The organism is Sneathiella aquimaris, assembly GCF_026409565.1.
GTDB classification, from domain to species: domain Bacteria; phylum Pseudomonadota; class Alphaproteobacteria; order Sneathiellales; family Sneathiellaceae; genus Sneathiella; species Sneathiella aquimaris.
Genome location: NZ_CP112881.1, coordinates 336294 through 362393, shown reverse-complemented (window position 1 = coordinate 362393; position 26100 = coordinate 336294). Strand labels below are relative to the sequence as shown.

Annotated in this window: 18 protein-coding genes; 7 read left to right on the top strand and 11 right to left on the bottom strand. The window is 48.7% G+C overall.

Features of this window, described 5'->3' with window-relative positions; all coding sequences use genetic code 11:
- Positions 1 to 202 precede the first annotated feature (202 nt).
- Genes OIR97_RS01725 through OIR97_RS01705 form a run of 5 tightly spaced genes read left to right on the top strand, consistent with a single transcriptional unit; the run spans position 203 to position 5062 of the window.
- Positions 203 to 1078 (top strand): polysaccharide deacetylase family protein, encoded by an 876-nt coding sequence (locus OIR97_RS01725; protein WP_169544006.1) that lies wholly within the window; start codon positions 203 to 205, stop codon positions 1076 to 1078.
- Positions 1075 to 2271: a glycosyltransferase family 4 protein gene (locus tag OIR97_RS01720; protein ID WP_169544005.1), complete on the top strand. Its 1197-nt coding sequence runs from the start codon at positions 1075 to 1077 to the stop codon at positions 2269 to 2271. Before OIR97_RS01725 ends, OIR97_RS01720 begins: the two co-directional genes overlap by 4 nt.
- Positions 2264 to 3340, top strand: a complete 1077-nt coding sequence (locus tag OIR97_RS01715) for a hypothetical protein (protein WP_169544004.1) — start codon at positions 2264 to 2266, stop codon at positions 3338 to 3340. Before OIR97_RS01720 ends, OIR97_RS01715 begins: the two co-directional genes overlap by 8 nt.
- On the top strand, positions 3330 to 4073 hold the full coding sequence (locus OIR97_RS01710; protein ID WP_169544003.1) for a class I SAM-dependent methyltransferase: 744 nt from the start codon (positions 3330 to 3332) through the stop codon (positions 4071 to 4073). Before OIR97_RS01715 ends, OIR97_RS01710 begins: the two co-directional genes overlap by 11 nt.
- Positions 4070 to 5062, top strand: coding sequence for a glycosyltransferase family 2 protein (locus tag OIR97_RS01705; protein ID WP_169544002.1), 993 nt, complete (start codon positions 4070 to 4072; stop codon positions 5060 to 5062). The genes OIR97_RS01710 and OIR97_RS01705 overlap by 4 nt, the downstream gene beginning before the upstream one ends.
- A 315-nt stretch (positions 5063 to 5377) precedes the next feature.
- Here the strand turns inward: OIR97_RS01705 and OIR97_RS01700 are convergent, their stop codons facing one another.
- Positions 5378 to 6817: an oligosaccharide flippase family protein gene (locus OIR97_RS01700; protein ID WP_169544001.1), complete on the bottom strand. Its 1440-nt coding sequence runs from the start codon at positions 6815 to 6817 to the stop codon at positions 5378 to 5380.
- 55 nt (positions 6818 to 6872) lie between these two features.
- Complete coding sequence (locus tag OIR97_RS01695; RefSeq protein WP_169544000.1) at positions 6873 to 7955, bottom strand: glycosyltransferase family 4 protein; 1083 nt, start codon at positions 7953 to 7955, stop codon at positions 6873 to 6875.
- 393 nt (positions 7956 to 8348) lie between these two features.
- On the opposite strand from OIR97_RS01695, the gene galE reads away from it, so the two are divergent.
- Positions 8349 to 9368: a UDP-glucose 4-epimerase GalE gene (galE, locus tag OIR97_RS01690; RefSeq protein WP_169543999.1), complete on the top strand. Its 1020-nt coding sequence runs from the start codon at positions 8349 to 8351 to the stop codon at positions 9366 to 9368.
- Here the strand turns inward: galE and OIR97_RS01685 are convergent.
- The 5 genes from OIR97_RS01685 to OIR97_RS01665 form a co-directional block, all read right to left on the bottom strand.
- The gene (locus OIR97_RS01685; RefSeq protein WP_169543998.1) at positions 9365 to 10402 is read right to left on the bottom strand and encodes a hypothetical protein; all 1038 of its coding nucleotides are present in this window, start codon (positions 10400 to 10402) and stop codon (positions 9365 to 9367) included. The two genes, galE and OIR97_RS01685, sit on opposite strands and share 4 nt — an antisense overlap.
- The gene (locus OIR97_RS01680; RefSeq protein ID WP_169543997.1) at positions 10399 to 11352 is read right to left on the bottom strand and encodes an XrtA system polysaccharide deacetylase; all 954 of its coding nucleotides are present in this window, start codon (positions 11350 to 11352) and stop codon (positions 10399 to 10401) included. The genes OIR97_RS01685 and OIR97_RS01680 overlap by 4 nt, the downstream gene beginning before the upstream one ends.
- Positions 11353 to 11399: 47 nt before the next feature.
- Positions 11400 to 12521: a polysaccharide biosynthesis/export family protein gene (locus tag OIR97_RS01675; protein WP_407696661.1), complete on the bottom strand. Its 1122-nt coding sequence runs from the start codon at positions 12519 to 12521 to the stop codon at positions 11400 to 11402.
- Between the two features lie 408 nt (positions 12522 to 12929).
- Positions 12930 to 15977 carry a VCBS domain-containing protein gene (locus OIR97_RS01670; RefSeq protein WP_169543995.1) on the bottom strand — a complete coding sequence of 1016 codons (3048 nt, stop codon included), beginning with the start codon at positions 15975 to 15977 and terminating at the stop codon, positions 12930 to 12932.
- 441 nt (positions 15978 to 16418) lie between these two features.
- Positions 16419 to 17132 carry a class I SAM-dependent methyltransferase gene (locus tag OIR97_RS01665; protein WP_169543994.1) on the bottom strand — a complete coding sequence of 238 codons (714 nt, stop codon included), beginning with the start codon at positions 17130 to 17132 and terminating at the stop codon, positions 16419 to 16421.
- A 263-nt stretch (positions 17133 to 17395) separates the two neighbouring features.
- Here OIR97_RS01665 and OIR97_RS01660 point away from each other — a divergent pair, with 263 nt between their 5' ends.
- Complete coding sequence (locus OIR97_RS01660) at positions 17396 to 18427, top strand: glutathione S-transferase family protein (protein ID WP_169543993.1); 1032 nt, start codon at positions 17396 to 17398, stop codon at positions 18425 to 18427.
- A 236-nt stretch (positions 18428 to 18663) separates the two neighbouring features.
- Here the strand turns inward: OIR97_RS01660 and OIR97_RS01655 are convergent, their stop codons facing one another.
- From OIR97_RS01655 to OIR97_RS01640, 4 genes are all read right to left on the bottom strand, one after another.
- Positions 18664 to 18837, bottom strand: a complete 174-nt coding sequence (locus OIR97_RS01655; protein ID WP_169543992.1) for a hypothetical protein — start codon at positions 18835 to 18837, stop codon at positions 18664 to 18666.
- A gap of 237 nt (positions 18838 to 19074) precedes the next feature.
- Positions 19075 to 21828 carry a phosphoenolpyruvate carboxylase gene (gene ppc, locus OIR97_RS01650; RefSeq protein ID WP_169543991.1) on the bottom strand — a complete coding sequence of 918 codons (2754 nt, stop codon included), beginning with the start codon at positions 21826 to 21828 and terminating at the stop codon, positions 19075 to 19077.
- A 405-nt stretch (positions 21829 to 22233) separates the two neighbouring features.
- Positions 22234 to 24684, bottom strand: a complete 2451-nt coding sequence (locus OIR97_RS01645) for a GcvT family protein (RefSeq protein WP_169543990.1) — start codon at positions 24682 to 24684, stop codon at positions 22234 to 22236.
- 12 nt (positions 24685 to 24696) lie between these two features.
- Positions 24697 to 25572, bottom strand: a complete 876-nt coding sequence (locus tag OIR97_RS01640; RefSeq protein ID WP_169543989.1) for a choline kinase family protein — start codon at positions 25570 to 25572, stop codon at positions 24697 to 24699.
- Positions 25573 to 26100: the final 528 nt, after the last annotated feature.

The following is a 26100-nucleotide window of genomic DNA, read 5'->3' as shown; positions in this document are numbered from 1 at the left end:
TGACGGTACAGGGCTTGGTTTTCATATTTTTAAAATTGAATGCGGAGGCGTGTTGCCGAACCGCAATGATGCCACAGGAAAGATCAACCGCTTCAGGACTGTCAGACAGCCTTTTTAGATATTTCAAATAAGAATAAACATAAGGCTAATATATATGGACCGCTCAGGCATATTATTCTCGCACACAAGACTGTTTATAAAAATGGTCCTTAAATGTCTGTTGATGCCTGTCGGTTTGTTAATCCCCGGGAAAAACAACGGTTTGCGCGTTCTGTTTTATCATCGGGTCAATTCTTTCGCGTTTCACGAACTGGGCCTTGTCTCGCGAGAGACAACCGTACGGGAAACAGCATTTGAACGCCAGCTTGCCCATCTGGCGCGCTGTGGATATCGCTCGGTCACGGTTGATGAATTTGAAAAAATGAGGACCGGAAAGCAGGCCATCGACCCGAAAGCAATTTTGATCACGTTTGATGATGGCTATGCGGACAATCTGGAATGTGCCGCGCCATTGCTCAAAAAATATGGCTTTACCGCCATCGTATTTGTCGTCACCGATATGATCGGTAGCAATAATGCCGCTTGGCCGATGAGTGACGCTGAAGAATTTGGCCAGATGATGGATGTTCAAGCCCTGCATCAATGGTTGGCAGAAGGCCATGAAATTGGTTCTCACACCTGTTCACACCCAAACCTGACAACCCTTGGGGTCCCCGCATTACAAAGAGAACTCAGTGAATCGCGCAGCTATATTGAAACAGAATTCAAACACCCTTGCACGGCCTTTGCTTATCCCACCGGAGATGTAAATGATCAGGTCGCCGATGCAGTCAAAAGTGCAGGCTACAGCCTCGCGTTTACAACCCGTTCCGGCGTGAACAAAGCACAGACTCACCCCTTAAGAATTAACCGAACGGAAGTTTCAGCCAGTGACCCCTATTTTATCTTCTGCGTTAAAATAAGAGGCGTATACGACTGGTTGGGCTTTCGTGACACAATGCTCTACCGAAATACACTGCGCAAGACCTACACTTTGTTTGCCCGAAACAACAAAACCAATCACAAAGTGACCACATGATGCTAAATCGCCGTTCTTCACACACGCCCATTCGTATTGCAATCCTTGTCACCCGCATGGATATCGGCGGTGTCCCCGACCATATCATGACGTTGCTTGACGGGATGAGTGACGGAATGAACGTGACCCTGATAACGGACAGCCTTCACCCGGAGCATCAAAGCGCCATAGAGGCCAAAGGCATCAAGGTCATCTTTCTTCCAATGAGCCGGTTGCTTGATATCCGCGCCGACATAAAAGCGCTGCGGCAGCTTCGCCAAATCCTGAAGGAAGGCGGTTTTGATATTCTTCATACACATATGTCGAAAGCCGCTCTTCTCGGCGCCATTATCGGCACCCTCTCCCGCGATCTTATCGTTGTTAATACCGCCCATAATCTTGGGTTTATCGCCATGCCCCAACGCTGGAAGAAACTCGTTTTCTGGGCTTATGACAAGATCATCAGTGCGTTAGGCATTGATGCGACAATCACAGTTTCACAACGGGTTGCAGATGCGGTCATTCACGCAGGCATCCTGCCCCGCAATCAAGTATTTGTCATTCCAAACGGCATTCGGCTACAGAGTTTTTCAAGCCGGGCCGCCGAAGACAGCTGCTTCCGGCAAGAGATTATTGGTAATGAAGGATCTGGAAAAATCATCATCTGTGTCGCACGACTGGTCTGGTTTAAAGGCATTGATACGCTGATTGACGGCTTCGCCCTTGTCACCAAAAATCATCCCGATGCGCATCTTGCCATTGTTGGCAGCGGCGAGTTGGAGGACAGCCTTCGCGCTCAGGCGCACCAACTCTCGTTGGAAAAACATGTTCATTTTTGCGGGGAAAGACGAGATGTTCCAGCCTTGTTAACTGCCTCCGATTTGTTTGTTTTATCCTCAGTATCTGAGGGACTGCCGATTTCGCTTCTGGAAGCCATGGCTGCCCGCCTGCCGATTGTCGCAACCGATGTAGGGGGCGTTTCCGAAATGATCATTGCTGGAAAAACCGGCCGGGTCGTTCCCGCTGCAGAGCCGCATACCCTCGCCCAACATATCTCTGATCTTCTGGCTGACCCTGATCTCTGCCACCAGTATGGAGAGGCCGGATTTGACCTCTTGAACGAAAAATTCTCTCAGCAGGCGATGGTCGCCCAAACGGAAATTCTGTACCAGAACCTTGTTCTTGCCCAAAGCCGGGAGGTGGTCCATGCATGAGCGCCTGTATTGTCCCGGTAAAGATGACGCCGCCTTACTCAGCCTGCGAGCAAAAGTATGGGGTGCAGACCATCCCCATACTAATCCGGCTTTCTTTAAGTGGCTGTTCCAGGACAATCCGAATGGAGAGGGTTCCGGGATCGTGAAAATCCGGGACGATACCATCATCGGATTTGCGGGTTTTATCCCACGGCCCTGCCAGGCAGGTGAACAGACCTTAAAGATGGCCCATGGTCTGGAATTTATGGTCGACCCTGAAACCATGCGCCACTTGAACCGCGTACCTTTTCAACTAATGGCCGCCCATAATCAGCGCATTGAAGAGGCGGGGAATGACTTTGCCATAAATTTTCCAAACGACAGTTCTGTTCGGATGTTGACGTCCAAGCATGTGGGCTATCAACAGATTTTCGAACCCCAACTGATGGTGCGCCCCTTACCAGGTTTTTCATTTCTGACATTTGAAAAAGGTGCCATTTTCAGTCAGATTTTCAAAATCTGTGCAGCAAATCTCGCCTCTGTTTATTCCACTCTTGTTTCATTACGCTTCAGAAAGGATATTCAGATTGAGGAGCTGCAAAGATTTGATGATCGATTTGATGACTTGAATAAACGGCTCGCCCGTGACGGAAAAATTCGCCTAAACCGGGATTCAAAAACACTGAATTGGCGGTTTTGTCAGCATCCGATATATCAATATCAAAAATATGCAGCCATACGGCAAGGCCAACTGGTTGGATATATCGTCATGAGCCCACGGCAACTGTTCAACACCAAGGCCGGACTGATCTGTGATCTATCCGTGGAGGGAAATGATCCGCTGGTGATCGCGCTGCTTGTCAATGCGCTTTACAAAAAGAAAGAGGATAAAATTTCGATCCTTGTTGATCAGCAAATCCCGGGCAGCGCCCAAATGCGTGCATTGACACGGTGCGGTTTCTTCAAAATACCGCCGGCCCATAACCCGAAACAATTCCGTATGGTCGCCCGTGTGTCGACAGACCGTGGTGAGATTGCCTTTCATCCGGATAAATGGGCATTTTCATGGGGAGATATGGATGTTGTATAAGCAGTTGTCCCCAAAAGGGCAGGATGGGAAGGGCCTGTGTAATCTTGATTTTGTGGATCGCTACGCAGAAATCTTGCGGGCGAACCTGCCGAATAAATTCTCTGACTTTGACAGGTTCTTTTCTGGCACTCAAAGGCTTGAAACCCTGGCGGCCATTCTCAAGCGCCATATTCAGGAAGACGGGTTGACGGTTCTGAACGTAGGCAGCGGTCCTTTTGCAACCGAATTGTTCATTGAGCGATTGCAGAAACAGCAGATTCAGTCCATCGATTACACGCCTGAATTTGCCCCCTTTTATCAGCTTCTTCTGCAGGAAGGGTATATTGCCAATACATCCTTTGAACAAGTTGACGTGATGGCCGTGGAGTTTCCGCAAAAAGCTTTTGATTTGATCATCATACATGACGTTCTGTTTGAAAAAGCCCTTGAAATGGAAACCCTGATCACACGTTTGTCACCCTTTCTAAAGCCCGGCGGATCTATATATTTCGACTTTATCAACAGTCGGACACAGTGGGTGAAACGTCTGTTTGGCCAGCATGATCAGTTCCGATATTATGATCCAGATAAGGTGCGAAGCTTTATTAGCCAAGCCGGGTTTGAAATCCTGTCCTTTGAAGCAACCCACAAATCACATTCCTGGCCGATCAGGATTTTACATCACGGGCTTCGGATCCTTTCGGGTGGAAGCAGTAATTATTCTGTTCTTGTCCAAAGTAAGAGCCCCTCATGACGGATAAAAAAGAAACAGTCTCGGTGGTCATTCCCAACTGGAACGGTGAGAAACTGCTGCGCCTTTGCCTGGATAGCCTGCGCGCGCAAACCTTCCAGGATTTTAAAGTATATGTGGTCGATAATGGTTCTGTTGATCAGTCCATTCCTTTGTTAGAACAAGAATATCCCGAAGTGGTCATCTTGCGCCATTCTGAAAATCTTGGATTTTCTGCGGCCATAAACACCGGTATTGAACAGTCCAAGGGCCCCTATATCGCCGCCTTGAACAATGATACCGAAACCCACCCCAACTGGTTGGACACCATTGTAAAAACCATGGACGCTCACCCGGAGGCAGGCTTCTGTGCCTCGCAGCTTATGGATTTTACCGACCGTGAAACAATCGATTCTTTAGGCGATGGGTTTTATCCTTTTGGCGTGTCGTTTAAAGTGGGGAGCCGCCGCCATAATAATGTATGCACCGTGACAGAAATCCAGAGTGCCTGTGCCGCAGCTTCCATTTACAGACGCGATATGCTGGAAAAGATAGGCCTGTTTGACCCAGATTTTTTCGCATATATGGAAGATATTGATCTGGGCCTCAGGGCCCAGATGGCAGGATATCGTTGTATTTTTGTGCCCGGCGCCATTGTCTATCATATGGGAAGCGCATCATCGGGCGGAACGGCCTCTGCCTTTTCAGTCAGATTGACAACCTGCAATGCCTATCAGGTAATCCTTAAAAATGTACCGGCCCTGTTGATCCCCCTCTATTTGATCTTTACCTTTGGCACACATTGTCTCGCCTTCGTTATCAGTTTGATTATTGGCAAGCCACGATTTCTCCGCACCCACTGGCAGGCTTTTTTCTCGGGACTGCTCGACGCCTGCAAAGAAGCCCGCAAAAGCCTTCATAAACGGCGCAAGCTTGCAAATTTGCGCGCCGAAAGTACTTATGGCTTTCTCACAACAACAATACGGACAATTCGGCTCAATCGATCGATTTAATTATGATTTAATTTATTAGTTTGTTAATGTATTCGTGCAATGAATAAAAAGTGGATATTTGAAGTGATTAGTATGTTGATCTGGGAAGCTCATCAGATCGTTGGAGGTATACATTGCATAGTACGAGCAACAGTCAGGATTTGAACTCTCAGAACGGGTCCCTTATTTCAGACAGGGCAGATCTTTTTGAATTTACCCCCCCAAGCCAAAGAACAAAACGACTGAGTAAACGTGCCAGCCTATTGGTTATTGGCGGTCTTAGTGCGTTGGGTTGGGTTCTAATTGTCGCAGTTTTACAAGCCTTATAGGGCCCTGTTAAGTCTCGAAAGTAAACTGCCGGGCACCCCCCGGCAATAAGCGTCTTGTCATAAAAATCACTGCTGCATAACTCGCCAGTGCGACAGTCAACCTAATCATTTCCATACTTGCAGGCATCAACCAGTAGATCAGGGCCACCACTGCCAACCCGGTGCCCGGTGCAATAAACGCCTGCGCTGTTATTGCCAATTCGACAAATCTGTTGAGAATGAAAAAAGTCGATGCAAACGCGGCAATGCTCATAAAGCCCAGGAAACTGTATGCCGCCCCCCAAAGTCCAAAGCTGTTTTGCAGCACCGCGTTTATCGCGACTTGCAGCAGCGCAAGAGCGATTAACAGGATCAGGGGCTTCGACTGTTTCACGGCACCAAATAACACAAAGGTATTCAGCAAATACAGGCAAGCCGCTGGATAGCCAAGGAACAAAAGCTTCAACACACTGTCCAGCTGCGCAAACCCTCGGTCAGGCAGGATCCAGACGAGCACCGGTGCCAGACTGTAAGCAAGAAGGGCACACGGGATAACCATCAACAACAGGATCTCTACGCTGGACCTGTATAACCTGGTGAGCACTTCCATGGGACGGGCATGAGCAATCGCAAAGCGCGGGGCCAGCACGGTGCCGAAGACAACGGGCAATAGCAACGCGGCTTCAAGAATTTTTGTGGCCATACCATAAAGACCCAGATCTTCGGCGGACCCAAAGTACCCCAAAATCAAAAATTCCACCCGCATCACCAGAATGACAATAAGCGCTGAACACAGATACGGAAAAGCAGGCTTTAACAATCGCCCCAGAGAGACCAGCGCACCGAATTGAAACGGGCCAAAATCAATTTTACGCACGCCATAAATCATCAGCGAACAATAAAAAAGATTGGAGACCGAAAAGACTAATCCGATGATCAGGGTAGAGCCCCCGCTCAAAAGAACGCCCCCCCCGATCACGAATTGGGTAACACTAAGGCCGACATGCGCCACCGCAATAATTGAGAATTTTTGGTGAGCCTGTAACACGCTTTCCAATAACATTGAAGGCGCGGTAAATAAGATACTCAGAACAGCGACAACGAAGATAAGGCCATTATCGCCAAAGTCACTTCCATACAGGATTACAGCACTGGACAGACCGTACACAGCTACTGAGGCGAATAACTTAAAGGGCAGCAGGGTCCCAATAAACCAACCCGTTTGATCCGGAAATTTGGAGATTTCACGCAGTGCATACCGCGACAGCCCCAGATCGATCACGATATCCAGGAACACAATGAAGGTCAGAGCAAAATTGAGGACCCCAAACTCTGCGGTTGGTAACGACCGGGCAAGCATAACAAAAAAAACAAAATTCAGAGCCCGAGCCCCGAGCTGTGAGCCTAGATAGAAAATACTTGATTGGGCCACCTGGCGCCCGCTATTTGTTTCTTCAGGCGCGCTCATGGCCGAGCATCGCTTTTGGTCATTTTTGTCATCGGCGAAAGCATCAGAATGAGGATCATCTGGCAGCCGTTTCTCTAAGAATTTTCAATAACTTTGGTGCCGTCACAGAAAGGGAGTATTGCTCTGCAACTCTTTGGCGTCCTTTTTCTGCCATTTGTTTGCGAAAGGTCTCATCCTCTATCAAGCGGGAAATCTGATCACGCCATTGATTTGGATTATTGGCAAACAAACCGGTTTCATCCTCAATGACAATATCGGTATTGGCGCCAACCGGACTGACAACAGGGGCAACACCACAGCTCATATACTGAATGATTTTAAAGCCGCATTTTCCCCGTGTTTCTTCATCATCCGTCAAGGGCATTATGCCGATATCAAAGTCCGAAATATCGTCTATTTCGCGCTCTAGCGACCAGTCTCTAAGTTCAATGGGCAAGTTTTCAGTATCGAAGGGCTCAACCCCCACAAACACCATGCGCAATTGAGGGAAACGACAGCATAGTTCTTTAAAAACAGGCATTAAGTCCGCAACATAATGGGAGCCGCGCGGTGTCCCGATCCAGCCCAATGTGATTGTGTCATCCTTTGCCCGACAATTTCTTGGTCGGTATACCTGATGATCGACAACGGTGGGCAAAACCCGAACCTGTCCGGTGGACTTACTATGTTGCTTTGCATAGGCTGCAAGATAGGAACTACCGGTGATTATGGTGTCAGCGGCCGCAATAACCTTTGCCGTTTTGCTAAAGTCCCGAAGGCGATCAACCGGATTATCATAGGCCAGCGACCGCGTATAAATTGCATCATCAAAATCAAAAACCATACGCCCACAAGCTTTTTTAAGGGCACGCTCCACAAAGGGTGGCCCCAAAGCAAACGCCTCGCGCAGGATAAACACAATGTCATATTTTTGCGCGTATACAACATCGCGCATACGGGCCGCCAGCCCCCGCAAGGTCAACACTATTTTGGTGCCGGTATTGCCGGTTGCATACAGTTCCTGAACATGTTCGGACGAAACAAAGGGCCTGATATCACACTCAATCCCATGCTCTCTGAGATATGGAATATACTGATAGACGCGAAACCGGCTTGAAGGGCCTTCAATCGGGTGCGGAAGGATAAATAGAACACGCATGGACACTCCCAGCATATTTTGCAAACCTGATCTTTGCGTGCCCTTATTCGGACAACCGTTCGATTTGTACCGTAAAACCTACATTTAAAACCCGACTGAACGCAGCAGAAATAAAACACAAATAACTAATATTATGAGTATATGCATAGATAAATAACATCGCAAGACATGCTGAAGTTATGGCAAAGAATAGTGCCAATATAGCTGCCTCTTCTTAACATTAGAAAAATATAAAAAATACTCGGCTTATGTGATAATTCTGATATACTATCGAATATAACCCCTTTGTAATGTTGTGTAATTCCAATCTCCTTAAACGATTAAGGAGAGTTTTGTTGCTTTTGAGGCCCGGTGACGCGGCTTCCCTATGCATTAGAATGGAGGTTTCAATTTATGAGCATTTTGATTACAGGAGGGGCAGGCTATATCGGCAGCCATATGGTCCTGCAATTATTAAACGAACAAGAAAAAGTTGTTGTTCTGGATAATCTTTCAACAGGGTTTCATTGGTCCGTTCCGCCCTGCGCCATCTTTGTGAAAGGGGATGTGGGTGATCAGGAGCTTGTGACCAACATTATTCAGGATCATCAGGTAACCGCGATCGTGCATTTTGCCGCTTCTTCCGTTGTGCCGGAGTCATTACGCGATCCAATGGGATATTACTACAATAATACGGCCAAATCCTGCGCCTTGATAAGGACGGCGCTGAAACAAGGGATTAAACATTTCGTCTTTTCCTCAACAGCGGCGGTTTATGGGGTCACGGATACATTTGTTGTTACTGAAGATACACCAAAGAAACCGATTTCGCCGTACGGATCCTCAAAATTGATGATTGAGAAAATGTTATCAGATGCCGCCGCCAGCCATAATTTCAACTATGTTGCGCTTCGGTATTTTAATGTGGCTGGAGCAGATCCGGAGGGGCGTATCGGCCAGTCCACACCAAACGCCACACATTTGATAAAGGTCGCCTGTCAGGCCAGTCTTGGACTTCGCCCCTATCTGGAGATATTTGGCTCTGATTATGACACTACTGATGGGACAGGTATCCGAGACTATATTCACGTTTCAGACCTCGTGGCGGCCCATTCGGCAACCCTTTGTTATTTGCGAAACGGCGGCCGCAGTGAAGTTCTGAACTGCGGATATGGCCGTGGGAGTTCCGTGCTGGAAATCGTTAATTCTGTGAAACAGGCGGCGAACAGAGATTTCAGGCTAAAATATTCCCCACGGCGTGCGGGTGACCCTGCGGCCCTGATTGCCAATACAGAAAAAATTCGCAAAACCTTGGACTGGCGCCCCCAATATAATGACCTCGACCTGATAACCCGCCATGCTCTACATTGGGAAGAACACCTGTCCAGAGAGGCCTGCGCAAAAGACAACAGGCTGACCGCCAGGGTCATTTAATCAGAGAATTGCTTGGCAAACTTTAAAATATCAGGCCAAGGGGCTTGTGTCGTATCGCGCAAAGCTGCCTGCCCCCACCATATCACAGCCTCGACCTGATATGCCTGGGCAGCAGTCAACATGGTTTCAAGCTGGTTGCTATCCGGGGGCTGAATAATTGCCCGCAACGCATATGGCACGGCGGATTTTAGAAAATCAAATTCGTACATATCCGTATAGGCAAAGCCCTGAAGCACCATCAACTTTCGTTTTTCCGGAAGATGATCCGACATCCATTTAAGGTAGCCCGGCACGGCCTGATCGGTTTCTACCTGTTCCCCATCGCTGAGCGGGGTCGCCAGTTTGGCAATCATGCCAGGCACCGGGTAAACGTCAAAACCGACAATATCTGCATAACGACTATAACGGACGACATCATGGAGGTATTTCTGACGTTTGGAATGGTTGGAAAATTCCGGTCGATCCATCACCAGCGGGCCATGCACCATCAAGACGGCAAGGCTTGGATCCACGGCTTTCACCCGCTCATACAGCCGCTGCACATCCGTGATGGACCGACCATGAAAGGCAGCCTCGTCATAATTTGTAATACCGTAGATTTGATCCCGTCCGACACAGGAAATCAACTGTACCAGCGGATCATTTTCCGGGGCCGGCCCCGCTAATTGTTCCGCATCGGGATAAATAAGTTCGCCCGGAACCAATAGCTTCACGCCAGACCTGCGAAGGGCTTTAAACGGCGGATCAGTTACCGAACAGGGTGCAACAAAATCACTTTCAAAGCCAAACGACCGCGGCTCGGGAATTTCCTGATATTGAAAGGTCGGCAGAAAGGCCGCTATTTTATTAGCCTGCAATAACGCAAATAGCGCCGAATAATTCTTATTTTGTACCAGCGGGCGCGGGGCCCCGGCCAACAGGAATTCCATGGCCTGCCCCTGCGTGATGACGGATGAAAGAAACAATAAGGCGATCAGCAATGACCTGACGAGAAACCGCAGGCCGGGCCACCTGACTCGGGCGCCGTATTTCATGGTGCATTCCCATAGGCCGCGCCCGCTATTACACCGCTTGGCTGCTGGGGCGTTGAATGGGTGGGGATTGCCTCATCATAAACCTCTCTCATCGGCGCCCAGGAAAAATCAGTTAGCAATTTGGTTAGCTTCTTTTCCATATGAGACAAGCCGCCATAATGGCGGAGACGCGTTTTCATATTCACCGAAGCGACCGGTTGGTCAGGATCAATCTCCCACGGATGCGCATAAAAAACCATTGAAGTGGCGGCTTTCTTTCGCAGAGCAGAAGCAACCCCCTGTTTGAAAATCGCATAGGGCATCAAACGGAAGAAACCACCGCCCGACGGAATTTTTCGGCGCAACAGGGACACTGTCGTGATCGGTATTTCCAATAAATCATGGTCGGTCGGATAAAACGGAATGGCAGGGATTGAAAGATCCGCCCGGTCAAGGCGACCATTGCACAAACTTGAACTATATGTGAAGCCCGCCTCTGCCAAAATCTCATAAGCCCACCAATTCTCCGGGCCTATGGAAAAACTGGCGGCCCGGTATCCTGACACGGGCTTGCTGATTATCTGTTCAAGAATGGTTTTTGACCGGCTCACATCCTGACGAAAGGTCTGTGGATCCTGACCATTAGCTTTGTAGTGATCGAGACCGTGGCTGGCAACTTCGTGCCCTCGGTTGATCATTTCCCGAGTCAGCGCCGGAAAGTTTTCAGCAACGGTGCCTAGAACAAAAAATGTAATGCGAACATTATGCTCATCAAATAGATCTAGTAACCGCTGGGTCGACCGCTCAACACGCTTTTCCAGTTCGAACCATCGATTTCTGGGATATTGGGATTCCAATGCATGGGCATGATAATAGTCTTCAACATCAATACTCATTGCATTGATGACACGGTGATTATCGTCGCGCCGCGCGACCGGTTGAACAACCCTGTATTCAGCCCTACCGTTCATGCATTCGCCCTATTCTGAAATCGGTCGTTGATCGACAGCCCCCGTTGTCATCCCCCGCCTCTTTCATAGAGTTGAACCGTATCCAGACTGGGACGATTGCGCAGGACAATGAGCGTATCTCCCGGCAGGATCGGTGTGTTGAAGTCGATTGTTCCAGTAAGCAACTGATCTTTTCTATGTATTTCAAACCCATACCCGATTTGATCAGACCCGGCGGAGCGTCTATACCCATCCCCGGTGCTTTCCATGATTTCCAATTCCCCTTTAATGGAGGTTTTGAGAATTGAAATCTGATCTTCCAGTTCACGCACTTCCCGAGCCAGTTCAACTTTGAGCCCTTCGGTCAGCGAAATCAGTTTTTCCTGGGAAAGGCTCAGGGAAACCTGTGCTTGCCGAAGAAGGCTGTTGGTTTGCAAAACCTGCCCGCGGATATTCAGTTGCTCGCGGATCAATCGATTAACCCGCTCGACAGGAACAAGTCCCTGTTTTCTGAGTTTTCGGACTTCTCTGACCTCTTTATCAATTTGATCATTCAGATCATCTTTTGACGACATTCTTTTCTTGTAACTTTGCAATTCCAACTGGCGGGCCGCGATTGTCTCTTTGACCTGATCCAATTGTCTTTTATGAGAGACCCGTCGCTTGGCAAAAAGGGCTTGTTCGGTTTCTATAATGGTGTCCAGATTTGGCAGTTTTGAAATAATCCCTGACCCTGGATCGAAGGCAAAAATGTCCTGATCGGCTTGTTCCGCCAAAACGCGTGCCCGACGAACTTCCGCAGAGGCCAACGTCGTGACATTATTTCCCAAGGCCTGTTTTGCGCGCAAGTTAGCGAGTTGTTTTGAAAACTGGTTCAGATCACTGCGCGTGCTTTTAAAACCTTTTGCAAGGGACACAGCCTTTAAAACGGTCAAACCTGGCTGGTACGGGTAACCACCCGCCTCACCGACTTCACCCAGAATAAAAAACGGACGATACGCCACCATCTGGACGGCCAGCGAAGGCTGGACAACCGTTTCGGAGATACGTTTTAGGAGCTTTCTTTCCAGACCACGGACCGTTTCGCCCCGGGCAACAATCGCGCCGATGCCCGGCAAGGAAATTGTGCCGTCCATGCCAACAATGACATCCCCGGATATTTCGTTACGCTCCAGCAATTTTATACTCAATACGTCCCCGGTATCCAACGTGTATTCTGCTGCTACACCAGATTTGCCGAGCGCCAGGCCCGTGCATAGCACAAACGTCATTATCGTTAAGTTTAAGATCAAGTGACGCATATATTCTGCCAACCCGGTTTTCACATCTATCATAAATGAAATGGACGATATTTCTCAATATTAGATAAGACTTAAGCGTATCATCCAGCTCAAAAGTCTGCAACATTTTAAGAATCTAATGTGAAATATGGAAATATTTGTGACGGCGTGCAGGAAGCGCAGAAAATGGAGGTTAACAGCAGAGCGGATATAAAAAAAATCGGAAAGGCGTTTCCACCTTCCCGACTTTAAATTCTACTACGGTTCTGCCTGTTAAAGGGGCACTGTTACATCGCCCCTAAAAGGAACAGATACGATTTACTCGAAAAGAAAGTTGATATTGCCCCAGTCAGCTTCTGCAACGCCGATCAAGACAACACTATCATCCCCATAGGTAATCTGGGTATGCTCTGACAGGGCCGAAATAGATAAATCTTCGGCAGTTATACCCCCTTCGAATAACAAGGCATCCTGCCCAACGGCAAAGTCCAGAACAAGATCGTTTCCATCGCCATTTGCAAAAATGAAGATATCATTATCCTCTCCGCCCTGCATGGTATCGTCACCGGTATTTCCGGAAATTCTATCGGCACCGGCATCGCCTGTCAGCTGATCTGCACCGGAACCACCCATAAGCACATCCTCGCCAGCGCCGCCTGAAAGATAATCATCATTGGCATCGCCAAACAATGTGTCATTCCCGGCCTCACCCACAATTGCATCAATGCCATCACCACCAGAAACGTCGTCATTTCCGGCGCCGCCATAGATAATATCACTGCCAGCTCCTCCGAAAATGACATCATCTCCGTCCAGCCCAGCAACAACGTCATCGCCTGCCATCGCGGTTATCCTATCCGCACCGCTTGCACCCGAGATTTCATCCGATGCCAATGTGCCGTCTACAATATCTATCTTGTCATTTACGTTTAAGACAACATCTAGTCTTTCCTCAGACCCATCTGTAGAACGGGCCGTTGCGTTAATGGATATAGAAGTTTCCGTTTCAAAATCGAAAGCCGCATTCTCGCCAACCCGTAAATGACCCTCACTATCAATGTAGAACCTGTCATCATCCAGCGTGTAGGTTACAACGTCGATGGCATCGGGATCATTTGCCGATAACTGCACGCCGGTATAATCGCCTTCTTGTGCATCTTCATCGATCAAATTCGCACTCGTATCGACGTCCAAAAGAGCCTCGATTGACGTATTATCAGCACCACTTGCCATCGCCTCGGAAACAGACAAAGCAGCTTGCCATGTCGGATCGGATTGAGATTCCAGAAAGCTCGGTCCAAACCAGTATACAGAATCAACGTCAGAGACCGCGTTTAACATGGCCCGCATTTCCAGTTCCGTTGGTGGGCGTGAGGCGGCCCTTTCTTCAGCGGAGAAGGTTGCCAGCGCCTCGTCAGAAAACAAATCCCCCAACTCAAAGGCCTGCAATACCATGACATGGCTCTTGTCAGCCAGATTGGTTTCCATCCAACTCACATACTCTTGCAGGCTTTGTACAGGCTCAACGATTTCACCGCCACTAAGGGGGGATTGCGCCCCGGGTTGCCCGTGAATTGGATAGACATCGAAACCGACAGTGTCAGACCAGGTCGCATGATCGAGGACGGCTGACAGATAGTCTGATGGATCCGCCTCAGGCCCAACAGGGGCATGCACCTGCTGAATATCGATTGACGGATCAATTGACTTGATATGTTCGTACACGGCCTGCGAACTGGCGGAACTGATACCCCGCAGAACGGGCTCGTCATAATTAAAGATACTGTGGATAATGTCGCTGCCACCAGCATCAAGTATGGCATGCAGCGGATCCTGGGCTGCTGATGGCATGTCACTGCCGAGCGGGTACATGATATCCGCACTGAAGGCAATCTTGATGCCGTGCAATCGAGCAAGATCATATAATTCCGGGGTCGCACTCCCGTAAGGGGGCGGGAAAAAATCTGCTTCGAAGCCCAGACTTTTCACTTCTGGATATTCTTCATAAATTGTCAGCGGGCAAAAAACATCAATCCCTGAGTCAGACAGCGTCTGGAAAATCTGGTCGTAATCGCGGGTCATTGCCAGATCAATCGGGATGCCTGCGGTTCCAATGACCGGTGCTGTGCTTGTCTCTCCTGGCCCCTCCGATGGAGGAGGTGTTGGCTCGCTCGTGCCGTTTACCGATACTTCGATAACCTGCTCGGTACCATCCAGCGTGGTGGCGACAAATGTCTCAACAAATGTATCACCGTCCTCCAAGGCCTGAAATTGATCGGTATCACGGGCCGCATAGGTCCACTCGCCAGCCGTATCAATACTGAAATCACCATAGGTACCTGAAATAGCGTCCGCCTGAAAACCGCTTTCGCCTGCATCCACATCGTCCGCCGTCAGCGTACCACTTACCGATTGCGTGACATCTTCAGTAATGGTGCCCGATAGGTCCCCGGTAATAATCGGGGCTTCATCGGCACCATCGATTGTTATGATAACGTTCTGCGAGGTGCCGTCGATGGATTGAACAACAAACGTTTCGGTCGCCTGATCATTTCCTCCCAGCGCTCTGACAGCGGCTTCTTCTGTCGCTGTGTAAGTCCATGCGCCGTCTGAAGCCATCGAAAATGTGCCATAAACGCCCTGTTGAGTCGCCGCAACAAAGGCGCTTTCGCCCGCGTCTACGTCTTCTACGATCAATTGTCCGGTTGCTTCCAGACCGTCAGCCTCCTGTATCAAACCCGCTTGATCACCAGAAATATCTGCAGGTGTATTTTCAACAGGGGTTGGTTCAGGGGTCGGCTCCACAACAGGCGGTGTTTCACCAGCCATGGTCAGCATCCGTTCAAACAAGGATTGTGTGGGGTCGATTGTCAGTGCCTCATCTACGACAGCAACATCGGCAATTTGGCCATCAAGCATATATCGATCACCGCTTCGGCCCCCTGCCGTTACATCTCGGTATACTCTGGATGTTAAATTCACCCCGTCACTTGACCCCGAATAAACAACAGCGCCATCAAGCCAGAACGCCAATGTACCAGCGCCCTCATCCATTACGACCTGAACATCATGCCATCCGGTGTCATCAAAGGCGTCACTAATTGTCGTTGTATGAAGTCTACCGTCATCACCGCGCAGCGTAATTTTTAAATCATCATCTTTGATACGGATGCCAAACTGCCGAGGGTTCCAAACAACTGTTTGCAAACCACTGTTCAGATTGTTCAATTCGAATGTGGCGCTAAGCGTAAAATCACCTGTGGGAAAAAGGGATGCTTCGCGACCCAGATTAACAACACCGGAACCAAACTCTGTTGCTGACTGCTCTAATAAATCTTGTTCTAAACTGGAAACAACGGAACTCATACAAATATACTCCTGAATACAGCACCGATCCGCTCGGGCTGCACACTACATCAACTAAAATCAGGAGAGACACTAGACTATTTTCGTAAATAAAAAATTACTAATTTCACCAAAAAATAAGCAACAAAATACTACTAATGGTGATATTTATATATATACAATTTTATAAACCGAATAATAAAAGTAATAAGGAAAATTATCCAAGTAAAGATTATCTATATTTCAGAATTTAATTTACAAAATGCCAAATATTTGCACAATAATGTGAAATTATTTTTTAAACATCAAACAGATTTATAACAGACGCACTTCGCAACAAAAAAATCCTGGCATCAAAATACTTGTATGCAAAGAGATTCCAGAATTTTTAAGCGCATAAGCTCCCCACATGGAAAGACACCGGGACAAACAGGCCCGATCCTTTATGGAGGCTATTCAGATTTAAATTTCCTTTTTCAACGCGGGTTTTGCCAACACCAAAAGTGAACATCCGCCAAGCAAGCGGACGCTGAAATCCGGGCAAAGGGCAAGGCCCGCCGCGCGGGGCAACTCAATAAGGCGTTTCGATAAAGAGCGCTTTGCTTTCGCCGTTTGAAAAACAGGCGTATAAAACCAGTCAATCACATCAAAGCCGGCATCCTCAAGGGTCAACAGGGCCGAGGATTTAGAAAAATAATGTAAATGCCCAGCTTCGGCACGACTGCGTGTCTGATGATCCAGCAAGACATGCAGGACATTCATATCCAGTGGAATGTGAAAGAGGAAATGGTGGCCAGACTTTCTAAGCTGTGACAAAAAACCAAGATAATCCGGGACATGCTCAAACACGTCCATCAACAAAACCAAATCATATATTTCCTTGTTCTCTGCAAGGAAATCGGAAACCTTAAACTGCAAAGACGACGTTTCTTTTCTTCTGGCGATATTAATAGCGACTTCTGCAATATCAAAGCCCTGACACTTAACGTCTGCATCAAGAGAGTGCGCCAGTGTTGACAAGACCTCTCCGGCCCCGCATCCCACGTCGACAACGGTTGACGGTTTTAAGGATTGCTTGGCAAGCATCTTGAGGATCTGACCGGCTTTCCATGCGCCATCTTCTTCATGCCAGTCAGAATTTGTCTCCAGATATGCCCCTGTTTCATAGATTGTCACTGTTAGCCCCCCCCGATTGCCGCACCGATCAATTAATGTAAATTTTTTCTAATGTAATGAGGAAAACCGGTCATGTCAGTAGAAATCCGTTTTCTGGCAATTTCGTAAACATGCGTTTCAGATAAGTACAGGACAGAGAAATACTGGCGCTTGGGCCTGTGGCGGTTTGATTTACAGACCTTTGCGCTTGTTCTCTTGCATTGCAAAAGACAGACCTCACCGGTTAAACTTCCTCTAATAAACAAAAAGAACAGGGGAAATACATGCCTGCGACATCCATGCAATTGCTGAAAGGCTCACCATACTCGCCATATACCCGTAAAATGACGGCATTATTGCGCTTTCGGCATATCCCGTATCGCCTGCTTTTAACGGAAGCCGAGGAACTGAAAGCGTTACCAAAATCCAAAGTCGGTTTGTTGCCTACCTTCTACTTTAAAACAGAAGCAGGGAGGATGGACGCTGTTGTTGACAGCACGCCCATCATTCGCCGGTTTGAGAAAAGCCACACCGAACGATCCGTCCTGCCGGACAATCCGGCCCTTGCTTTTCTGGATTATTTGCTTGAAGACTTTGCTGACGAATGGTTGACGAAGGCCATGTTCCACTACCGCTGGCATTACCAACCGGATATTGAGCGGGCGAGCAAAACGTTACCGCAATGTCGAAGCTTGGCCCCTGCCAGCGATGCAGACTTGCTTAAATGGGAAAAGGAATTTGCCGACCGGCAAATTTCCCGCCTTTATGTTGTCGGCTCCAACAATGTGACCACCCCTGTTATTGAAGACAGCTACAAGCGATATCTGACCGCTTTTAACACCCACTTGAAACAGCATATGTTTCTTTTCGGTGCGCGCCCGTCCGCGGCTGATTTTGCAGCCTATGGTCAATTGACCCAGTTGGCAGGATTTGATCCCACGCCAACTGCGCTGACCGAAAAAATTGCTCCGCGGGTCTTTGCATGGGTCGAAGTGATGGACGATCTGTCCGGCATGACGGTCCGGGAAGACGCCTGGATCAAGACCCACCAGATCCCTGATAGTCTGCTCGATATTTTTCGGGAGTTGGGGCGGGGATATGTACCGGTCATGTTGGCAAATGCCAAGGCCCTGATAAACGCAGATAAGGAAGTCAAAACCGAGATACAGGGAAAGCTCTGGACGCAGAGCCCCTTTCCCTATCAGGGGAAATGCCTGCAATGGATACGCGAAAAATATGAACACCTTGATGATGGCGACCGAAAAGTCGTCACTGATATCCTGGCTGAAACCGGGTGCCTGCCGTTGGTTGAATGACATCGTGTCGTCGAACGGGCCATAAGATTGACGGGGCGTCCTTTATGCGCCCGTCATTCCCGATGAACTGAACGAAACCTTCACCGTGGGATTAGAAACAACGAACTTTAACCCGCCGAACAGGTTTAAACACCTGCCAGTGTCCGAAACATCTGTACATTTTCGCACGCAACTGAAAAAACGGGTCCCCGCATCGCTTGATCAGAAACGCCTGCCTAATCGGTTGGTCTTCAAAATTATCTTCGGAAGACCCCCAAAAATAGAATTTTGACCCCCTTTAAAGACAAAAGGTCCATCCGTTCGTCCAAATCCAGATCAAGTGGATAGGCGCCAATTACCTTTTTGACGCTCGGGATTTTCCATTTGGCAAACGGAACGTTCAATCTTTCGGCGATGGGTTCGGTTCGCATAAAAGCCGTCCGCTTCTTCATTGCGCCATGAAGAAATCCGGCATGTAAATATTGTTACAGCCAAAATTAGCTACGCCCCCAGTGCAATACCCCCATCCACTGGCAGAAATATGGCTCGCGACCCGAGAAGGAGCGGTGCTCAAAAATTTGGGGTTACTGTAGCACTCGCCCTGGTATCGCGACAAAAACAGGCAGAATTCATACCACCCTCCTGCCTGTTTTCAGCAAGCACTTCCCTTACCCGCTATTTCTCAAACCAGCGGCGATACCATTGATGGACAATTGGATGCCCGTCAGGGTTTTTGCATCTTTCTGGTCTGCCCTGTATCGTTTCAGCAATTGAACCTGAATGTGATTCAAAGGATCGATATACGGGAACCGATTGTGGATTGAGCGGGTCAGCATAGGATTCCCGGCAAGCAACGTGGTTTGTTGCATTATGGCCAATAAGGCTTTCACTGTTTTCTTATGCTCTTCAACGATTGTGCCAAATATTTTTTCTCGAAGCTCGATGTCCTCGACCAACGCCGCATATCGGGACGCGATTGCCAGATTGGTTTTACTAAGGACCATATCCATGTTGGAAAGCTGGGATTCAAAGAATGGCCAGTTCTGATACATTTCCTGCAGGAGTTGCAGACCATTATCCGGGTTTTCTTCGATGAACGCGTCAACCGCTGAGCCAAACCCATACCAGCCGGGAAGCATAAGCCGGCATTGAGCCCAACTGAATACCCACGGAATAGCCCGCAAGTCTTCAATTTTTCGGGTTTTCTTGCGAGAGGCTGGACGGCTGCCGATATTGAGCGTGGCGATTTCGTTTATAACCGTTGAAGACCAGAAATAATCAATGAACCCTTCCGTACCATATACAAGGCCACGATAGGTCTCAAAAGCTTTGCCGGAAAGACAATCCATGGTGTCCAGCCAACTGTCTTCAGGCTCAGGCTCATTCTTTGACAACAGGGTCGCTTCGAGGGTCGCCGATGCCAGAATTTCCAAATTCCGCAAACCGAGATCCGGATTGGTATATTTACTGGAAATAATTTCGCCCTGCTCGGTCACCCTGATCTGGCCGTCAACGGCACCAGAGGGTTGCGCCAGTATGGCTTCATAACTTGGGCCACCCCCGCGACCAACGGTTCCGCCGCGACCATGGAACAACCGAATGCCAACCCCATGTTTGCGGAAGACCTCAATCAGGCTGACCTCTGCTTTATATAACTCCCAGCCTGACGTGATATACCCGCCATCCTTATTGCTGTCCGAATATCCCAGCATGACTTCCTGAATATTTCCAAGGCTTTTGACAAGCCGCATATATTCCGGTGTGGCAAATAACTGATCCATGATGCCGGAACAATTTTGAAGATCTTCGATTGTTTCGAACAAGGGAACAATGTTCATTCGGCTTTCACCATCAGGTGTTACAATTCCCTTTTCTTTCAGGATGAGCGCAAGCTCCAGAACATCAGAGACAGATTGCGTGTTGGAAATAATGGCCGTGCAAAGAGCCTCAAAATTCTGGGTCTGCTGGATTTTATGCGCCGTTTCAAAAATCTGGAGTTCGCTTGTCGTCTGTTCCGAATATTTCCAGTTTTGGCGTATGATCGGACGAGAGGAAGACAGCTCCTGCGAGAGCAATTTGATTTTGTCTTTTTCAGGCAAGTCTTCGTAGTGGTCGGCTAAATCAACGGCCTTGAACAGCTCCTCAACGGTTGCGCCGTGAACCGCTGAATTTTGGCGCATATCAACACACGCCAGATGAAAGCCGAAACAGTCTACCGATCGGCAAAGTTCCTCTAGCCGTCCTTGTGCAAGTGTCTCTGAATTATTGGATTTCAGCGAGTCTTCTATGACTTTCAGGTCCGCCAGAAGTTCTTTGGGGTTTTCGTATGGATTAGCGTCCCCTAACGGACGGATAGCAGCTTCCTCATTATCCATAAACTGCAAGGTTGCGGATACCCGCGCATACAGTCCGACCAGCGCTCTTCTGTAAGGCTCTTCCAGGCGGTGGGGAGAGGTGTCAGGTGAATTTTCGGATAAACGGTTGAGGGCATCAGAGGCGGTAACAAGGCGGGTAGAAAGAGACAGTTCACGCCCCAATTCGTTCAATTGCTCAAGATAGTGGTTGAGAATAAGGCTACTCTGCCGTTTAAAAGTTTCATCCAGCACTTCGGCGGTTACAAACGGATTGCCATCACGGTCCCCTCCGATCCAGCTCCCTATCCGCAGAAAAGAGGGAATAGACACATCAGCCGCTTCATCGATTTTACGATTGATGCTCGCTTCAAGTTTTCTGTAAAATCGGGGCAACTGCTGAAGAAAAGTGTAATCAAAATAGGTGAGACCGTTCTTGAGTTCGTCAATTACGCTCATCTTGGATTGACGGAGCAGGTTGGTTTGCCAAAGCGTCAATATCTTGCGCTCCAGCTCATTTTCCTTCTCTTCAATTTCGGACGGCGTGAAGTCAACGCGCTCTAACTCATGCAGCAGATCCGCAATGCGCATTTCCTGCGTCATTGTACTTTTCCGGCGAACTTCCGTTGGATGGGCCGTCATCACAGGCGCGATCAGCGCCTTGTCATAGAATTTAACAATATCATCAATCTCGTAACCGGCTTCCTCTACCCGCTCAATCGCTTTTTCGGTGCTGCTAAATCGGGCTGGACTGCGGGCAATCTCATGATAGCGAATACGCCTTACATGATGCTGATCCTCTGCGATATTTGCCAGATGCGAGAAGTAGCTATAAGCGCGCAGAATTTGCACAGCAAGTTCCGGACTAAGAGACTCCAGCAGGGCCTCCAGTTCCTTGCGGGTTTCCGGTTTCTCATACCGCAAATATTCAATCGAAGTCTGACGAATAAGTTCAACGGTATTAAAAACATCGTCCCCTTCCTGTTCCTTGATCGTGTTGCCCAGTAATCGCCCAAGAAGCCGGATATTTTCAACAAGAGGCGTGTCTTTATCAGAACTGGACGGATCCATAATTTTCTCTTTCAAATTTTTCGCCAAAAGGCGTGTGATGTGATTGCAATATTACAGATTTAGCGTCGCTTTGATAGATTGAACACAGCTCTCCCAAATGCGATAAAATCCGCGGCGCACTAACATTCCGATAAGCATCGCTTTCTTTAGGACAGCATAACGGGATTGGCTTGCCGTAACGTCAGGAAAAAACGCATCCGAACCTTCTCAATAAAGGATGGGGAGCGTCCGCCCAAACGCCGACACCGATACCGACACCGACTGATTATGCTGGCCTCTCCACGCGAGGCAGTTCTCGCGAGGCTTTTCCTGAGCATGACGGTTTGGCTGCAAGGAATAAAGACGCATTCACAACAAATCTTCCCGCCCCCGATACCCACTTTTGTCAGCGTTCACAGAAGATTATCAGCATTTGATATTCTTCATTTCTGGGTCATACAAAGGCTTCAGATGGACGTTTGCTTTTACCCGCTTCGTTGCCACTTCCAGTTCATAGTTTGCGTTCAGAACATACTCGGCATTGACCCCCTGTTCATTGCGGATGTAGCCATATCCGATTGAGCGCCCGATGGTATAACCGTATCCTCCGCTGGAAAGCCAACCCACGCGTTCACCGTTGCGATAGACAGTCTCCCGGCCTAGCAAAATGACATTCGGATCATCAATCGTAAAACCGGCCATCATTTTCTTAATCCCGGCCTCCTTCTGCCGCAGTAACCCATCGCGTCCGAGAAAATCAATGTCTTTGCCCAATTTTACTGCCCATCCCAAGCCCGCTTCCAAAGGGGTATGATCGGGGCCAATATCACTGCCCCAAGCACGATATCCTTTCTCAAGACGCAGACTTTCAATGGCTCGGTACCCGGCCAGTTTCAGAGAAAACTCTTCTCCCGCCTGTTGCAGGATCTGAAAAACGGTAGCGGCATATTCGACCGGAAGATGCAGCTCCCAGCCCAATTCTCCGACATAGGTAACCCGCATTGCCTGCACCGGGCAGCCACCGATACCAATGGTTTTCATTTTTCCAAACGCGAATGCCTCGTTCGACACATCATCCCGCGTCACTTTTTCCAGAATTTTGCGGGCCTTAGGTCCCATCAGGGAAAGGACTGCGTTGCTTGAGGTAATATCAAAAAGTTGAGCATTTGCCCCTTCTGGAATATTGCGCTTGATCCAATTAAAATCATGGGTCGCGAAACCGGTTCCCGTCACAATATAATATTCATCATGGGCGATACGGGTAACGGTCAGGTCGCATTCGATACCACCGCGCATATTCAGCATCTGGGTATAAATAAGGGACCCGACCGGCTTGTTCACATCATTTGCCGCAATCCAGCTCAGTGCTCTTTCAGCATCCGGCCCTTTCAGCGCAAATTTGGCGAAAGAGGTCTGATCAATCAGCACTGCCGCCTCGCGGGCCGCTTTATGTTCCCGGCCCACCGCGTCAAACCAGTTCTGGCGCCCAAAACTATAATGATCGACCGGCTCCTCGCCTGCCGATAGATCGGCAAACCAGTTTGGTCGCTCCCACCCGAGTTTTTCGCCAAAACAAGCCCCCTGCGCTTTCAATTGATCATATAAGGGCGACTTTCGGCAGGGGCGCCCACTCGAATGCTCCTCATTTGGCCATGCCATCGTGTAATGTTTGCCATAGGCTTCAAGTGTCCGCGTTCTGACCCAGTCCGTATCAAAATGCGGACGCCCAAATCTGCGAATATCCACTGGCCACAGATCAAGGGTCGGCTCACCTTTATGAACCCATTCGGCCAGGGCCATCCCTGCACCGCCCCCCGCAGCGATACCAAATGCGTTAAAACCTGCACCGACATAGAAGTTTTTAAGCTCAGGCGCTTCCCCAAGGATAAAGTTCCCATCTGGTGTGAAACTTTCCGGGCCATTAATCAGCTCTTTGATTCCCGCTGTTTCCAAAGCCGGGACACGCCCCAGAACCAGTTCCATAATCTGTTCAAAATGATCAAATTTAGAGTCTAACAATGTATAATGAAATCCCCGCGGGATCCCCTCCACGGCCCAGGGAATCGGGTTCGGCTCATATCCACCAACCACAAGGCCGCCCACTTCTTCCTTGTAATAAGTCAAACGATCAGGATCTCTCAAAGTCGGTAAATTACGGGGAACGCCGTCGATTTTCTCGGTCACCATATATTGATGCTCGACTGAGACGAGCGGCACATTCACGCCCACTGTCGCCGCCAAATTCCGCGTCCATTGCCCTGCGCAACAAATCACCACGTCGCATTCAACACGGCCGTTTTCCGTTTGAACGGCTTTGACTTTGCCGTCTTCTGTCTCGATGGAAACCACTTTGGTATCCTCAAAAATGCGGGCACCTGCCATTCTCGCGCCTTTTGCTAGGGCTTGGGTAATATCAGAAGGGTTGGCCTGACCATCTGTTGGTAAAAATGCCGCGCCGATCACATCCTCTATGTCCATCAACGGCCAAAGGTCCTGCGCCTCCTTTGGTGTCAGCAGCTGCATATCCAACCCGAATGAATTGGCGGTGGTGGCCTGCCGTTTTACTTCTGTCCAGCGGTCTTCGTTACAGGCCAGGCGCAATCCGCCGTTCATTTTCCACCCTGTTGCCAGACCTGTTTCCTCTTCCAGTTTGTTGTATAAATCCACCGAATAGCCCAGCAACTGAGTGATATTTGCGTTAGATCGCAACTGCCCAACCAGACCGGCCGCATGAAAGGTTGTCCCTGATGTCAATTTCTTACGCTCAAGTACAATCGTATCTGTCCAACCCAATTTGGCCAGATGGTAGGCCGTTGAACAGCCAATAATACCACCACCAATAATCACCGCTTTTGCTGTTTCAGGTAAATCGGTCATGTCATAAAATCCTTAGGACTGGAGAAACACGTCGTACGCTTTACGAAACGACGTCAGGTTTTCTTGTGAATAGGAGGCGTAATCAAAATCGATATTGGAGTGAATTTCTGAGACCATGCTCCACAGGGTTTCCCGCAGCAAGGAAGCACATTTCATTGCTTGATACTGATGAAGAAGCTCACTGGTAACTGTCTTCTCAAAATAATTCTCCAACAACCATTTTTCCTGGGCTTCGTCCAAATTATTGTTAGATGCCAACCCGCCCAGATCAAAAAGCGGCGAATTAAATCCCGCATAGTCCCAATCGATAAGCCATAAACGGGCACCATCATCCAGAAAATTGAACGCAAGAAGATCATTATGCCCAAATACAATAAACCCGGGTTGCGAAGCGGCCTCAAGGCCCTCGGTTATATCAAGCAACTCCTTTAACATGGGGCGATACCCACTCTGACCCTCCTCAAGGGTCGCAGCATAATCTTTGATTACATGGAAAACCCAAAACATCAGGACTGGCCCTCTTAGATATTTGGGAACCTCCAGATGGCAGCGTTTCAATAATTTCAGCAGACGCGCCAATGTGTCCGGATTTTGAACGTCCCGGACCGTCAAAGTTTGGCTTTCGATATAATCAAGCACCAGAATGCCGGGTTCCGTATACACGACTTTCGGCGATAGACCGGCTTGATAAGCGGCCTTGCTTGCCGCAAGCTCATTAAAGCGCAGAACATGATGAACGGGGATATCCTCGCCCACTCTAATGACATATTTGCCCTTTTGGTCTTCCGCCAGATAGTTGAGATTGGTAAGACCGCCCTGCATTTTTTGTAACGAAACATCTCCAGACCAAATTGGCAGTGATTTTAATTTGGAAATATCGTGCGTCATGCGTCCCTTGTCCCCCGCCCCGTGCCATCCCAGATGTCTTTTTCTTATCAATGAAACCGTCACATCCACAGATTTTACCTTCTTGCTGAACACTTGACGGGTTCATTTAAACAAGGGGATCTGGCTCACTTTAGATCAGATAGTAAGCGTTCCATTATCAATTTTGCAAGTAACCTGTTTGACTGACCAAGTGGCCCGACTTCTTGCAGATGAGCTACCGTTTTCGTTTCTGCGTCCGCGAACGGCCAAACGCACTGGACAGCGGGAAGACCCTGTTACCCTGGTGCCTGCAACCAGATTGAGTGTGTAAACAGGACCTGACCCTTAAAATCTTCATCCTTTCGAAGCCTCAAGACTGCTAACGACGCGCTCCGTTCGGGCATCATGCCCCCAGGCACCGTACCATTGAGGATCCTTTGATCGGCGTTGACGGTCCGGTTTCTGGCGCCAGATCTGTGCAGGTTATGAGAAGGTCAACATCTTTGAGTATTTTATTCGCTGTTTTAAACGGGTTAGCACCAGCACAAG

Excerpts from the sequence above, each read along its gene's own strand:
- OIR97_RS01695 (WP_169544000.1), bottom strand. The coding sequence starts at position 7,955 with ATGCGTGTTCTATTTATCCTTCCGCACCCGATTGAAGGCCCTTCAAGC.
- OIR97_RS01670 (WP_169543995.1), bottom strand. The coding sequence starts at position 15,977 with ATGAGTTCCGTTGTTTCCAGTTTAGAACAAGATTTATTAGAGCAGTCA.
- OIR97_RS01720 (WP_169544005.1), top strand. The coding sequence starts at position 1,075 with ATGATGCTAAATCGCCGTTCTTCACACACGCCCATTCGTATTGCAATC.
- OIR97_RS01680 (WP_169543997.1), bottom strand. The coding sequence starts at position 11,352 with ATGAACGGTAGGGCTGAATACAGGGTTGTTCAACCGGTCGCGCGGCGC.
- galE (WP_169543999.1), top strand. The coding sequence starts at position 8,349 with ATGAGCATTTTGATTACAGGAGGGGCAGGCTATATCGGCAGCCATATG.
- OIR97_RS01710 (WP_169544003.1), top strand. The coding sequence starts at position 3,330 with ATGTTGTATAAGCAGTTGTCCCCAAAAGGGCAGGATGGGAAGGGCCTG.
- OIR97_RS01645 (WP_169543990.1), bottom strand. The coding sequence starts at position 24,684 with ATGACCGATTTACCTGAAACAGCAAAAGCGGTGATTATTGGTGGTGGT.
- OIR97_RS01685 (WP_169543998.1), bottom strand. The coding sequence starts at position 10,402 with ATGAAATACGGCGCCCGAGTCAGGTGGCCCGGCCTGCGGTTTCTCGTC.
- OIR97_RS01640 (WP_169543989.1), bottom strand. The coding sequence starts at position 25,572 with ATGACGCACGATATTTCCAAATTAAAATCACTGCCAATTTGGTCTGGA.
- ppc (WP_169543991.1), bottom strand. The coding sequence starts at position 21,828 with ATGGATCCGTCCAGTTCTGATAAAGACACGCCTCTTGTTGAAAATATC.
- OIR97_RS01660 (WP_169543993.1), top strand. The coding sequence starts at position 17,396 with ATGCCTGCGACATCCATGCAATTGCTGAAAGGCTCACCATACTCGCCA.
- OIR97_RS01725 (WP_169544006.1), top strand. The coding sequence starts at position 203 with ATGGTCCTTAAATGTCTGTTGATGCCTGTCGGTTTGTTAATCCCCGGG.
- OIR97_RS01655 (WP_169543992.1), bottom strand. The coding sequence starts at position 18,837 with ATGCGAACCGAACCCATCGCCGAAAGATTGAACGTTCCGTTTGCCAAA.
- OIR97_RS01700 (WP_169544001.1), bottom strand. The coding sequence starts at position 6,817 with ATGAGCGCGCCTGAAGAAACAAATAGCGGGCGCCAGGTGGCCCAATCA.
- OIR97_RS01715 (WP_169544004.1), top strand. The coding sequence starts at position 2,264 with ATGCATGAGCGCCTGTATTGTCCCGGTAAAGATGACGCCGCCTTACTC.
- OIR97_RS01705 (WP_169544002.1), top strand. The coding sequence starts at position 4,070 with ATGACGGATAAAAAAGAAACAGTCTCGGTGGTCATTCCCAACTGGAAC.